The organism is Methylobacterium sp. UNCCL125, assembly GCF_900116795.1.
GTDB classification, from domain to species: Bacteria; Pseudomonadota; Alphaproteobacteria; order Rhizobiales; family Beijerinckiaceae; genus Methylobacterium; species Methylobacterium fujisawaense.
In genome coordinates this window covers 56,422-69,258 of record NZ_FPBW01000026.1, presented here as the reverse complement: position 1 = coordinate 69,258, position 12,837 = coordinate 56,422, and the positions used below count along the sequence as shown (strand labels likewise).

11 protein-coding genes and 3 pseudogenes are annotated in these 12,837 nt (G+C 67.8%); 11 read left to right on the top strand and 3 right to left on the bottom strand.

All coding sequences use genetic code 11. The annotated features are described in order from the left end of the window. Positions 1–20: 20 nt before the first annotated feature. The 3 genes from BM396_RS24055 to BM396_RS24050 all read left to right on the top strand — a co-directional run bounded on the left by BM396_RS24055 (position 21) and on the right by BM396_RS24050 (position 1,719). Positions 21–710 (top strand): SDR family NAD(P)-dependent oxidoreductase, encoded by a 690-nt coding sequence (locus BM396_RS24055; RefSeq protein WP_043384581.1) that lies wholly within the window; start codon positions 21–23, stop codon positions 708–710. Between the two features lie 77 nt (positions 711–787). Further along, positions 788–946, top strand: a complete 159-nt coding sequence (locus BM396_RS32920) for a hypothetical protein (protein WP_158713290.1) — start codon at positions 788–790, stop codon at positions 944–946. 2 nt (positions 947–948) lie between these two features. Next, the gene (locus tag BM396_RS24050) at positions 949–1,719 is read left to right on the top strand and encodes an SDR family NAD(P)-dependent oxidoreductase (RefSeq protein ID WP_043384584.1); all 771 of its coding nucleotides are present in this window, start codon (positions 949–951) and stop codon (positions 1,717–1,719) included. 60 nt (positions 1,720–1,779) lie between these two features. On the opposite strand, the gene BM396_RS24045 is transcribed toward BM396_RS24050, so the two are convergent. Beyond that, positions 1,780–2,670 carry an alpha/beta fold hydrolase gene (locus tag BM396_RS24045; RefSeq protein WP_043384586.1) on the bottom strand — a complete coding sequence of 297 codons (891 nt, stop codon included), beginning with the start codon at positions 2,668–2,670 and terminating at the stop codon, positions 1,780–1,782. A 587-nt stretch (positions 2,671–3,257) separates the two neighbouring features. Next, positions 3,258–4,244: an AraC family transcriptional regulator gene (locus tag BM396_RS24040; RefSeq protein ID WP_043384588.1), complete on the bottom strand. Its 987-nt coding sequence runs from the start codon at positions 4,242–4,244 to the stop codon at positions 3,258–3,260. 173 nt (positions 4,245–4,417) lie between these two features. Here BM396_RS24040 and BM396_RS24035 point away from each other — a divergent pair, with 173 nt between their 5' ends. From BM396_RS24035 to BM396_RS24000, 7 genes and pseudogenes are all read left to right on the top strand, one after another. Beyond that, the gene (locus tag BM396_RS24035; RefSeq protein WP_043384589.1) at positions 4,418–5,077 is read left to right on the top strand and encodes a cytochrome b/b6 domain-containing protein; all 660 of its coding nucleotides are present in this window, start codon (positions 4,418–4,420) and stop codon (positions 5,075–5,077) included. A 22-nt stretch (positions 5,078–5,099) separates the two neighbouring features. Beyond that, entirely contained in the window at positions 5,100–5,846 is a 747-nt protein-coding gene (locus BM396_RS24030) for a molybdopterin-dependent oxidoreductase (RefSeq protein WP_051976136.1), read from the top strand. Continuing rightward, on the top strand, positions 5,843–6,373 hold the full coding sequence (locus tag BM396_RS24025; RefSeq protein WP_043384590.1) for a hypothetical protein: 531 nt from the start codon (positions 5,843–5,845) through the stop codon (positions 6,371–6,373). The genes BM396_RS24030 and BM396_RS24025 overlap by 4 nt, the downstream gene beginning before the upstream one ends. Before the next feature lie 19 nt (positions 6,374–6,392). Beyond that, positions 6,393–7,136 carry a TIGR04282 family arsenosugar biosynthesis glycosyltransferase gene (locus BM396_RS24020; RefSeq protein ID WP_043384591.1) on the top strand — a complete coding sequence of 248 codons (744 nt, stop codon included), beginning with the start codon at positions 6,393–6,395 and terminating at the stop codon, positions 7,134–7,136. Between the two features lie 601 nt (positions 7,137–7,737). Further along, positions 7,738–7,929 (top strand): annotated as a pseudogene (locus BM396_RS24010) (ferredoxin); the annotation flags it as partial. Positions 7,930–7,949: 20 nt separating this feature from the next. After that, a pseudogene (locus BM396_RS24005) lies at positions 7,950–9,132 on the top strand (FAD-dependent oxidoreductase). Beyond that, positions 9,125–10,365, top strand: a pseudogene (locus BM396_RS24000) (cytochrome P450). The pseudogenes BM396_RS24005 and BM396_RS24000 overlap by 8 nt, the downstream one beginning before the upstream one ends. Before the next feature lie 353 nt (positions 10,366–10,718). On the opposite strand, the gene BM396_RS23995 reads toward BM396_RS24000, so the two are convergent. After that, positions 10,719–11,462: an SDR family oxidoreductase gene (locus BM396_RS23995; RefSeq protein ID WP_043384592.1), complete on the bottom strand. Its 744-nt coding sequence runs from the start codon at positions 11,460–11,462 to the stop codon at positions 10,719–10,721. Positions 11,463–11,556: 94 nt separating this feature from the next. Between BM396_RS23995 and BM396_RS23990 the strand changes: the two genes are divergently transcribed. Then, the gene (locus BM396_RS23990; protein WP_043384593.1) at positions 11,557–12,486 is read left to right on the top strand and encodes an AraC family transcriptional regulator; all 930 of its coding nucleotides are present in this window, start codon (positions 11,557–11,559) and stop codon (positions 12,484–12,486) included. The last annotated feature ends 351 nt before the right edge of the window (positions 12,487–12,837 follow it).

Sequence of the window (12,837 nt, the reverse complement as noted above, 5' to 3'; positions counted from 1 at the left end):
GCAATTCAGAGGAGGCTCTCATGACAGGGCAGTCCACGGCGCTCGTCGTCGGCGCTTCGCGCGGACTGGGCTTCGCCCTCGCGGAGGAGTGGCTCGGGCGCGGGTGGCGCGTGATCGCAACGGCACGCGGCCGCTCCGACCAACTTGAGACGCTCGCGAACCGCTTTCCCGACAGCCTTGAGATCCAGCCGGTCGACATCAACGATGGAAGCTCGGTCCGCGCGCTGCGCGAGCGCTTGAGCGGTCGACGCGTCGACGTCCTGTTCATCAATGCCGGCATCGCCCGCGAAATCGAGGCGAGCCCGGTCAGCGCGCATGAGACGGACTTTCTCGACATGATGCTGACTAACGCCTTCTCGCCCGTGCGCGCGGTCGAGCTCCTGCGGGATCTGGTGCCGGCCGGCGGCACCATCGGGATCATGAGTTCCGAGCTCGGCAGCATCGCGCACGCGACCGGCGGCTGGCAGCTCTACGCGTCCAGCAAAGCCGCGCTCAACATGCTCATGAAGGGCTATGCGGCGAAGCACTTCGATGACGGGCACGCCCTGCTCCTCGTCGCTCCCGGCTGGGTGCGGACCGAGATGGGCGGCGGCGATGCGGCTCTGTCCGTCGCGGAGAGCATCCCGCGCGTGGTCGACATGATCGAGGCGAACCGCGGCTTGGCCGGTCTGCGCTACGTCGACCGGTTCAACAATCCGCTTCCCTGGTGACCGACTGACTGCCAGGCGAACCGGACATGCGCCACCCACGTACCACGGCAGGCAGCGTCCACCCGAGGATATCGGCGATGGTGACCGGAACGGCTCCGGTTGCCGCGCAGAGCAGCCCGTCATCGCCTGGAGCGGTGCTGCCCGAGCAGGGATTCGCGACGCACGATCTACGGGCGGCCGCGTCGTTGCAGCGCTCTCAAACGCCGATCGTGACCGAAGCATTGCTGAAAGACTGACGATGGCCCGTATCTTCATCACCGGGTCGTCGGATGGCCTCGGGCTCATGGCGGGCCAGCGCCTGGCTCGCGAGGGCCATGAAGTCGTGCTGCATGCGCGGAACACCGATCGTGGCGAGGTCGCGCGACGGGCGCTTCCGAACGCGGCCCAGATCGTCATCGGCGATGTCGTCACGATCGCCGGCATGCGATCCGTGGCCGAGCAGGCCAACGCGATCGGGCGCTTCGACGCCGTCATCCATAATGTCGGCATCGGCTATCGCGAAGCGCGCCGGCTGGAGACCCGGGATGGTCTGAGCCATCTCTTCGCGATCAACGTCTTGGCGCCTTACTTGCTCACCGCTTTGATGGAGAGGCCAGACCGCCTCGTTTACCTGAGCTCGGGCATGCACCCAGGCGGTATTCCGGACATGGACGATCTGCAATGGACCAGACGGCGCTGGAGCGGATCGCAGGCTTACGCGGAAACGAAGTTCCTGAATGTCCTGCTGGCTTTCGGCGTGGCACGACACTGGCCCGCGGTGCGATCGAACGCCCTCGAACCGGGCTGGGTACCCACCCGTATGGGCGGCCCCGGTGCGCCGGATGATATGGCCGCCGCGCCCGTGACCCAGGCATGGCTGGCGGTCGGGGACGACCCAGCGACCCGTGTCACGGGCCGGTACTTCTATCACCAGCGCGAAAAATCGCCGGAGCCCAGCACCCGTCGCGTCGGGCTGCAGGAGGCTCTGCTGGACCGGTGCGCGACGCTGTCCGGTGTGCCGCTGCCCTAGACAGCCACGCAGCCCCTCGGTGGAGCGCCTGAGGTCGGGGATCTTAGGCGCGCACGGCCGTCATATACCGGACAACGCTCGGCCCGGACGTCCCGTGAAGCGAAGGACGGCCTCCGCGAAGGCGCAGGCCTCCTCGATATGGGCGAAGTGGCCGCTCTGCTCGAAGATTCTCATTTGCGCCTGTGGTAGCAGATCGGCCAGCAACGCCGCGTGGCGCGGGCCGAGAATGAAGTCGTCGGTTCCGGTGACGACGAGCGCCGGAACCTGCACGGTGGCGAGACGGTCGCGAACGTCGAAGACTTGGCCATCGCCGACCAACAGGGTCGCCTGGAGCCGCCGTTGCAGGGTCGCGAGCATGTCTGGCCAGCGCCGGAAGTCCGACATATAGGCCGGAAGGAGGTCGCGCAGCGCCGCGGTATAGGCCGCGTCTGTGCGGATGGTGGGGATCGAGGCCCAGGCCCTCTCGACCGCTTTGGCTTCCGCCGTCCCCGCGTGGCGTGCCACGAAGGCGGCGATCTCAGCGCTCGCATCGGCCATGGAGGCGCCGCCTGTGTAGGCAGCGCCCGCATACACGATCAGGCCTTTGAGTCCTCCTGGCCGCTTGAGCGCTGCCTCCAGCACCACAAAGGCACCGTGCGAATGGCCGAGGAGGTAAGGTTCGGGGATACCGGCCGCGTCGATGAACGCGAGCAGCTGTTCGGAGAAGCGGTCTACGCTGTACCCCTGGGGATGGGTCGCGAGGCGTCCGGACGATCCTGTGCCGATCGGGTCCAGATACACCATGGTCAGGCTCTCTTCGAGCAGAGGCAATCGCAAGTAGCTGGCGTCTATGCCGGGGCCACCGGCATGCGCGATGCAATAGGGTCCCATGCCGGAGACGTGATTATGTTGAGCTACGCCGTTCACGGCGATGCTGTGCGTGCCAGGCGCTAGGACCGACGGCATGAACATCCTTTCGCATCTTAAATGGCGGGACATGGCACCCGCAGATCCACGTCTCTGATGTTCCGATGGTGCCAGGAGTGACTGCGTGACTCCGTTCTCGACTCGGCAGCAGGCCTCGAGCCGTACGCGGACGCGCTCTTCGCTAGTCTTCGCCGAGCAGACCATTCTTTCATCGGGGCTGGTCATCGACCCAACCAGGCCAAGCGTCTGTGCCACGTTGACGAACAGCAGCATCGATCGGCGTGGAAGATCCTGATTTCAAGATTTCTCAGCCTTGATGGGCGCCGCTTCTCGGGTCGCACCGTGCATACTGAAGAGCAGGATTTTTAAAAGCCCTCATCCCCGAAAGGCCGCCCTTCGTTTTACGAATGAAGGCCCCCTGAGGAAATCCGGGCAGTCTTTTCGATGCGCCGCTTATATGCAGATTTAATTTCAGAAACCACCAAGTTCGAGCCACAGCACCTGATTTGAACGATAACGCACGCCGTGCGGGTTCCGCCATCGCAAGTTTTTGGCGAGACTATCCGGCGTTGATGATGGCAATACCCTCGGTGCTCGTGTCCAACGCGGAAGACATCCACCCGCATGCACGCTCAGGGTCTTTCGGACTTCCGCCGTGCGCCGTCGATCCCGAGGTCGGATTGTGGCTCCAGGGATCTGACCAGGCTCGTGGCTTGAGCGCGGTAGGCGCTCGGATCGCACCCGTAAGCGGTCTTGAAGGCGTGCGAGAAGTAACTGCGGCTGGCGTAACCGACGCTCTCAGAGATGACCTTCACGGGCATGGGCGAGGACGTCAGCAGCTTGGCTGCCAGTTGCAGTCGCGCCCGCTGCAGATACTCGATCGGACCCTCGCCGAATGTGGCGGAGAAGCGCTCGGCGAAACCGGAGCGGCTCATTCCACAGAGCGCAGCCAAGCTATCGACCGTATGCTGCGCCCCAGGCGCGTCGAGGACAGCCGCGATCGCCGGGACCAGTCTCGGATCGCGCAGCGCTTCGAAGATCGGCGATTCAGCGCCTTTCTCCTTCAGATGGATCCGAAGCAGGATTGTCAGGCACTGCTTCATCAGCGCACTCGTCACTTCCTGCGTACCGAGACTTGGATTGACCAGTTCCTCGATCATGAAAGCGAAGGCGTGGCGCAGCCTGTCGCTGCCGGATAAATCTTCAATCAAGGCGTTGTGCAGACGGTCGAAAAGACCGAGCGCGCCGGCATATCGCGCCGCGATAGAGCCACAGGCCAGTAAAATGTCCCGTCTTCCATCACCCGCCGTCAACGCAATAAGGCCATCCGGAAGAACTCTGCGTGCGTCTTCGGCCGTAACCGTTCGGGTAGCTCCCACGAAACCAATTGAGTGCCGCATGCCGCGCGGTGGGATCACCATGCAATTCGGCCCAAAACGTAGAGGTTCTTGACCTTCGACCACGATCGTTCCTGAGCCCGCAAGGACGTAATGGACCAGAATCGCGTCGGCCATGCCGTTCTTCGCCAGCTGCCACCCGGTCTGGATCTCACAGAACGCGAACGCATGGACCTGCACAGACAAAGTCGAGAACAGACGCGGAAGGATATCGCAGGACATGGGCACTCCGTGCGCTCTTACTGGTGAACTAATCTCAGCGTCTTTTGTGGAAGGTCCAGGTCATCACGACAGGCAACTTGGCGGTTGGCTTTTCCCATATGGCTTGTCGATCCCATAATTTATCAATTTACGACCACGTATTGGATCAAAAAACACGAAGGGCGCCCGCTATCATGAAGATGAACGCGATCAGATCCAGGCGTCGCTTGCACCCATGGCCGGTGCGGATCATGCACTGGACGAACGCCGAGGCGATGGTGGTGCTGATCGGCTCCGGCTGGGGCATCTACGACGATTCCGTCATTATTCACGGCGTGTACTTTCCCAAGGCGATCCGCCTTGGGTCCTGGGCCGACGAGAGCCTGCTCTGGCACTTCGCCGCGATGTGGCTGCTGGTTGCCAATGGCGGCGCTTATCTCGTCTACGGCGTCGCGACCGGGCGCCTGCGCGAGCGCCTCCTGCCGATCCGCCCGAGCGACATCGTGCAGACGGTCCGCGACACGCTGCGGCTCAAGCTCGCGCACGAGGACCTGACGACCTACAACGCCGTCCAGAAGATCCTCTACATCGTCGCCATCCTGGCCGGCATCAGCCAGGTCGTCAGCGGGCTGGCCATCTGGAAGCCGGTCCAGTTCTCCGGCCTCGTCGCGCTGCTCGGCGGCTTCCAGGGCGCGCGCCTCGTCCATTTCGCCGGCATGGCGGTGCTGGCGGGCTTCCTTGCCATCCACGTCGTGCTCGCCCTGCTCGTGCCGCGCACGCTGTGGGCGATGCTGACCGGCGGCCCGGTCCGCCAGCCGGCCCTCCCGGCCGTGGCCCGGGAGGTGGCGCGATGAGGTCGCCGTTCCCCCCCGCACGGTGGCGGATTCCGGCATCCTCGACGACCACCGCCTCCGGGTCCGCCAGATCGAGCGGCGCGGTCTCCTGCGCGGCGGCCTGAAGCTGGGCGCGTTCACCATGCTCACCGGCTGCGACGTGACCGACACGACCGCGGTCGGCCGGGCGCTGCGCGCCGTCTCCAACTTCAACGACGGCGTCCAGGCCGCCCTGTTCGATCCCCAGAAGCTCGCGCCCGAGTATCCCGCCTCCCAGGTCCTGAAGCCGCCGCGCTTCAACGCCTACTACGACGTCGAGGACGTGAAGCCGATCGACGGCGCGGCGTGGCGGCTCGAACTCGCCGGTCTGATCTCCGACAAGCGGCCCTGGACGCGTCGGCAGATCGCGGAATTGCCCGAGCGCGAGATCATCATCCGCCACGTCTGCGTGGAGGGCTGGGACTATATCGGGCAGTGGTCGGGCGTGCCGCTCCGCGCCTTCTTGGAGCGCGTCGGCGCCGACTTCACCGCCAAGTACGTCGCCTTCAAGACGGCCGACAACTATCCGAGCAGCATCGACATGGCCAGCGCACTGCACCCGCAGACGCTGCTCGCCACCCGCTATGCCGGCGCGGAGCTGCCGGACCCCTACGGGTACCCGCTGCGCCTTCGCACCGCGGTCAAGCTCGGCTTCAAGAATCCGAAATGGATCACGGCCATCGAGGTGACCAACACCTATCCCGGCGGCTACTGGGAGAATCGCGGCTTCAACTGGTTCGCCGGCCTATGAATGCCCGCGCGATCCGCTGCGCCCGGGGCGTCGTCCTACTGACGCTGGCCCTCGCCGGGCCGGGTCAGGCGCAGACGGCCGGTCCCTCGCCGGCCCCCGACCACATGCCGAAGCCCGGCATGACCGCCCCCGAGATGGCGGGTCGCGCGGCCGGCCGGTTTCCCCAGCCTGTGCGCGTCGGCGATCTTCCCGGCCGCCTCCTGCTTCAGCCGGAGGAATCACAGCCCGTGCTCGGCCGCGTGACGGGGCTCGTCCGCCGCAACGACGGCGGCGCCGATGTGATCGTGCGCCTCGACGGCGTCCTCGGGCTGACCTGGCTCGGACTCCAGCCGATCGCCTGGAGCGCGGTCGGATCCCGGCTCGTGGCCGTGCCGGTCGAAGCGGTGGCACTGCTCGGCGAGCACGTCGCCCTCATGGGCCTGACGCCGGAGCGCCTGCGCGCGCTGCCGGCCTTCGCGCCCGGCTCGGCCACCGCGGTTCAACCGGACGAGACGCTCCGCCTCGGGATCGTCCGGCCCTTCCATTGATCACGGAGAAATCTTGGAGATGGCACCAGGACCGACGTCCGGATCGTCCGCCACCTGCGCGATCGGCGTGATGGCCAAGGCGCCGCGCAGCGGCCGCTCCAAGACGCGGCTGTGCCCGCCGCTGACGCCCGACCAGGCCGCACTCCTGAGCGGTGCCTTCCTGCGCGACACGACCGCCAACATCCTGGAGGCGGCCCGCTCCGCGCCGATCGTCGCCTACGCGGCCTACGCGCCGCGCGGCGCCAAGGCGCTGGTCAGCCCCCATCTGGTCATCGGAACACAGCTCGTCCCGGCGGACGGCGACATCCCGGCCCCGGCGGCAGTCGAGGGTTTCGGCCGCTGCCTGCTGCAGGCCGTCAGAGGCATGCTCGCGGAGGGCCATGCAGCGGCTTGCGTGCTCAGCGCCGACATCCCGACGCTGCCGACGCGCCTCCTCGTCCAGGCCGCCCGGATCCTGCTGGCGCCGGGGGACAGGGCCGTGCTCGGCGCCTGCAGAGACGGCAGCTACTACATCTTAGGCCTCAGGCAGGCCCATGCCCGCCTCTTCTCCGACATCGCCTGGAGCACCGACACCGTCGCGGCCGCCACCCGCGCCCGGGCGCACGAGATCGGCCTCGCTCTCGTCGAGCTGGACCCCTGGTACGACGTCGACGACGCGGCCTCGCTGGCGCAGCTCTCCGCCGATACGTCCGGCTACGCGGCCCCGGCGACGCGCGCGGTCCTGGCGGGGCTCACGGAGACCTCGGAAGCCGTCCCGGCATGACCCGGCTTCTCGCCAGCCCCGCGCACCGGCTCGCGGCTCTCGGCCTCGGGCTGCTCGTCGTGAATGTCGGCGCGCTCGCGATCCACGTGCCGGGCGCCGACACGGTCGGCTCCGTGGCCCGCGCCAACGTCTTCGTCGGCGTGGTCGCGGTTGGTCTCGGAATCTACCTCCTCGCCGTGCGCTTGGTGCTGCGGGAGCGGCTGCCGCCCGCGGCCCTGTGGACGATCCCCGGCTTCGCCGTGGTGATGCGGGCCGCGCTGCTGCCGGCGCCGCCGTTCCTGTCGAGCGACATCTACCGCTACGTCTGGGACGGGCAGGTCCAGGCCGCCGGGATCAACCCCTACCGCTACATCCCGGCCGATCCGGCTCTCGAACGGCTGCGCGATGCGGCGGTCTACCCGCTGATCAACCGCAAGGACTACGCGCCCACGATCTACCCGCCCGCGGCGCAGATGGTCTTCGCCGCCGTGGGCCAAGTCTCGCACGGCGTCACCGGCATGAAGCTCGCGATGCTGGGCTTCGAGGCCCTGGGCGTGCTCGCCATGCTCGCGATCCTGCGCGGCGCCGGCCGGTCATCCGCACAGTTTTTTGGAGGCCCTGAATGCGTGTCGTCGTCGATCTCAATCGCTGCCAGGGCTACGCCCAGTGCTGCTACGCCGCCCCTGAGCATTTCGAGCTGCGCGGTCACGAGATCCTGTTCTACGATTCCGCGCCACCGGACGCGAAGCGGTCGCAGATCGAGCGGGCGCAGCAGGCCTGCCCCGTCCGAGCCATTGAGAGCGAGCGCGCCGGCCTCTCCGAGGAGGGCGAACCGTGTTCGGCGCACAGCGACCGGGCATCGTCGTCGTGGGCGCCTCCCTCGCCGAGTGGCGGAGGCGTTGCGGGACGGCGGCTATGATGGGCCCGTGATCCTGGTCGGGGCCGAGCCGCATCGGCCCTACGACAGGCCGCCCCTGTCCAAGCACGTCCTTGCGGGCGAGCTTCCCGCCACGCGACCGCGCTGCCACAGCTCACCCGGTTGCAGGCGCAGTGGCGGCTCGGCCGGGCCGCCGTCGCGCTGGACCGGGAGCGCCGGATGCTGCACCTCGCCGACGGCGCGACGCTTCCCTAGGAGAAGCTTCTCATCGCCACCGGTGTGAGGGCGAGGACATGGCCCGGAGACGGTGCCGACCTCGGCCTGGCGGTGACTTTGGTCGATCCCAACCCGACGCCGCTTGCCCGCCTGCTCGGAACCACGATCGGTGCCACCCTCGCCGAATGGATGCGCGGCGCCGGGGTCGATTTCCGCCCGAAGACGATGGTCCGCGCGCTCACGGGCGAGGCCGGGCAGGTCCGCCGCGCGCACCTCGCCGGGGGAGAGGTTCTCGAGACGGATCTCGTCATCGTCGCCCTCGGCGCCACACGCGACACCGGCTGGCTCGCTGCGGCGGGCCTCGCCGCCGATGCGGGCGGCCTGACCTGCGACGGAGCCTGCCGCGCGATCTCTATCGCGGGAGAGCCCGACCCCAACATCTACGCGGCCGGCGACGTCGCGCGCTGGCCGAACCCGCTCTACAATGATCGTCCGATGACGGTGGAGCATTGGGGCAACGCTGTCGACCAGGCCCGGCACGCGGCAGCCAACATGATGGCCGCCCCCTCCGCCCAGCAGCCCTACCGGCATCTACCGGCTTTCTGGTCGAGACAGTTCGGCCTGAACATCAAGCTCGCAGGCCACACCGCGGGGGCGGATGCACTCGCGCTCGTCCAGGGATCGCGGGCCTCGCACCGGTTCCTGGCCGTGTATGTCAGGGCCGGTCGCAGCATCGCCGCCGTCTCCTTCGACGAGGCGCGCTGGCTGCCCGCCTATGCCGAGGCCGTCGCCGCCGGGGCGCGCTTTCCTCCGTTTCCCGATGCCATCGACCAGCCACGAATCGAGCGGCTGAAGCCGGGCTTCCCCGCGGCGCGGCCCCCGGCCCATCGCGCCGCGCCGGCGCCGGAGGCTAGCCATGTCTGACGAGACGCTCTTCGCGCAGGTGCTGGCCCCGAAGAACCGGGCGGATCCCTATCCCCTCTACGCCAGGATGCGCGAGACACCTGTGTCCCGGCAGGCGGATGGCAGCTACCTCGTCAGCACCCAGGCGGCGTTGCGGAGCCTGATCTTCGATCCGCGCCTCAGCTCCGAGGATCTGCCTCCGTCGCGCCGGCCCGCCACGGGCAACCCCCCGAAGGACTGGATCCTCAACCCGATCCGGAACCGCGTGGTCAATGCCCACCGCCCGCTGATCTTCCGCGATCCGCCCGACCACGACACCCTGCGCGGCATCGTGATGAAGGAGTTCACGATCGCCCGGGTGCGCGACTCCCACGCCAAGGTCGCGACGCTCGTGGATGCCTTGATCGACAAGTGCCGGGGCCGCGACACGGTCTGCCTCGTGGACGACCTGTCCTGTCCGCTGCCCGTCGCCGTCATCTGCGAGCTCCTCGGCGTGCCCGAGGCCGACGAGCGGCAATTCCATGCCTGGGCGACACGCCGCGCGACGGCCCTGGAGCCCGACGCGCGCCACGACGAGGCGGGACGGCGCGAGATCGCCGCCACCTTCGACGCGATCTCGGACTACATGCGCCGGCTGATCCGCGAGAAGCGCCGCCATCCGGCCGACGACATGCTCCGCGGCCTCGCCGCCCGCGGCGGCCGGGGCAGGCCGGCCATGGGCGACATCGACCTGATCTCCACGGCGATCCTGCTCCTCGTCGCGGGCCATGAGACGACCGTGAACCTCATCACCAACGGGATGCTCACGCTGCTCCGACATCCGGACGAGCTCGAGAAGCTGAAGGCCGACCCCGAGCGGGCGCCCTGCGTGATCAAGGAGATCCTGCGCTACGAGCCCCCCGTCCATTTCCGCACCCGCAAGGCGCTCGGCGCCATCGAGGTGGAGGGCACGACGATCCCGGCCGGATCCTCGGTGGTCCTGATGCTCGCGGCCGGAAACCGCGATCCGGCGCGGTTCACGCAGCCGGACCGGTTCGATCCCGACCGGAAGACAACCAGCATTTCGGGTTCTGCGGCGGCCTCCATTACTGCGTAGGCGCGCCGCTGGCGCGTGTCGAAGCCGAGATCGCCCTGGTCACCCTGTGCCAACGCCTCGTCGCGCCGCGGCTCCTCGACGATCCACCGCCCTACCGGGCCGGCGCTTCCCTGCGCGGGCCGAAGAACCTCGGCATCGCCATCGCGGGGATCGCCTGACCCTCCGGGCCCGAAAGGGGTCTGGGAAGCTGCTAGGCGCCACGCGCCATTGTCTGTCGAAGGCGCGCGTCAACTCACCCTGTTGTACAAGCTTGTCCAGTCATGCGCATCGCACCAGGGACTGAAATCTCTCATTGTGCGACTGACCTTCAAAACGGTGACTCATCGGGATATTTGACCGGGTTCGCATGATCTCGTCCGCTTCTGCGGCAAGCCTTTTCCGAAGCGGTCGTTCTGCTCTCGGCCAGGTCCCGACTCGCTGGCATGGTCTTCTGAATGACCGGGGTGGGTGGATCTCGGCTCGTCCGCTTCCGCTCGAACATGGGGCGGAAGCAGACGTTCGAGGGGTCGTTTCAGGCCGCCGCCCAGGCGACCGCGTCAGCGCCCGCCGGCAGGCGCATCGGGCAGGCCGGGTCGGTCGCCGCGCGCCAGACCGCCTCGGCCACGTCCGAGGCCCGGGTCAGCTCTTCCGTCGCCTGCTGGAAGTTCGCGAAGACCTGACCCGCCAGTTCGCCATAGGCCTCGGGCACATCCATCCCCATTCGGGTGCGGGCGTTGGTCCCGAACGCGGTCTCCGGCGATCGGCCGGGAATGACGAGATGGGCGCGCACCCCGAATGGCACGAGTTCGTGGGCGAGGGACTCGGTGAAGGCATTCACCGCGGCCTTGCTCGCGGTATAGACCGCCAGCAGCGGCAGCGGCCGGAGGGTCACGCTCGACGTCACGTTGACGATCACCCCCGCGCCCCGTTCCCGGAACTGCGGCAGCACGGCCTGGGTCATGGCGATGGTGCCGAGGGTGTTCGTCTCGAACACCTCCCGGGCGGACCCCATCGACAGGCCTTCCAGGGCGTTCAGCAGCCCGACGCCCGCGTTGTTCACCAGGACATCAAGCGGCCCGGCCTCCGCGACCGTCCGGGCGATGCTGCCGGCGTCGGTCACGTCGAGCGGCAGGACGGCAAGGTGGTCGGACTCCGGGAGCAGGGTGGCCCGGGGCGTCCGCATCGTGGCGACGACCCGCCAGCCACGGTCGAGGAACAGGCGCGCCGTCTTCAGGCCGAAGCCGGATGAGCAGCCGGTGATGAGGATCGTGTTCATGGTGACCTCCCGTGTGACGCACTACGGGGTGATAGGAGTGCCTCGCCGGACGTGATACGGGCGCAAGTCCATATTTCATTGGCGAGCGTCCGAAATGGTCGATCCGCTCACCCAGGTGGTCGGGCTGCTTCAGCCCAGCGCCTCGTTCTCCAAGCTGGTCCTGGCCGGCGGCGCCTGGACCGTGCGCCGCGACGACCACGGCCAGCCGTTCTACGCCGCCGTGCTGGAGGGGGCGTGCCGCCTTGCGATCGACGGCGAGGCGGAGATCGTCCTCGCGGCCGGCGACTTCGTACTGATCCCCGCCGCCAGCGCCTTCGCCGCCTCCAGCCTCGTCGCGCCTTCGGCGGGGCGGCCGCCGCCGCCCGTCGAGATTGGCCCCGGCGTGTTCCGGCTCGGTCCTGCCGAGGTGCCGCCCGACCTGCGCATGCTGGTGGGGCACTGCACCTTCGCCTCCGACGATACGGAACTGCTGCTGTCGCTCCTGCCACGGTTCGTCCATGTACGCGGCGTCGGACGACTGGCGATGCTGCTCGGCTTGGTGAACGAGGAGACGCGGGGCGACAGGCCCGGTCGCGAGGTGGTCCTGGCGCGGCTTCTGGAGGTGCTTCTGATCGAGGCGCTTCGGTCCACCACGGGTCCGACGGCGCCCTCAGGCCTCCTGCGCGGGCTTGCCGACGAGCGCGTGGCCGCCGCGTTGCGCCGGATGCACGAGCGACCGACCGTTCCCTGGACGGTCGCGGCCCTGGCCCGAGAGGCGGGACTGTCGCGCTCGACATTCTTCGAACGGTTCCGGCGCGAGGTCGGCGTCGCGCCGATGGCGTATCTCCTGGCGTGGCGTATCGCGCTGGCGAAGGATCTGCTCGGTCGCGAGGGAGCCGGCGTAGCGGAGGTTGCCGAGCGCGTGGGCTACGGGTCTGCTAGCACCTTCAGCACCGCCTTCGCCCGTCATGTCGGCAGACCGCCAATTCACTACGCCCGCGAGCAGCGCGCCCAACAACGTAGCCCTGCGCCTCTGCCCGTCTGAGACGGGTGGAAAACGGACTGGCGGCTTTCGAGTATTGAACCTGAGAATACGGACTTTCACAAGCTGGTGAAATGCCCAAAGTGAAACGTCCGCTCCACGACAGGTTCGCCGAAAAAGACAGAAGGTTCTCTGGCAAGAGTGCGCCTCGTATTGGCGTGTAACCCGAGGCGAGCTTCGACGAACTAGGCTCGTGGCAAGGAGATCGACGGCATGCCTTGTGTGATCGAGTTCACAGGCGGCGACAGAGGCCCGTGGCGGGTTACGCGCGCGGAGGCAACGACCGGAGCCCGCCTTGAAGAGGTGGCATTTGTGTCAGTTGGCTTGGTGAGTGAAAGTGAAGATCCGGGACAC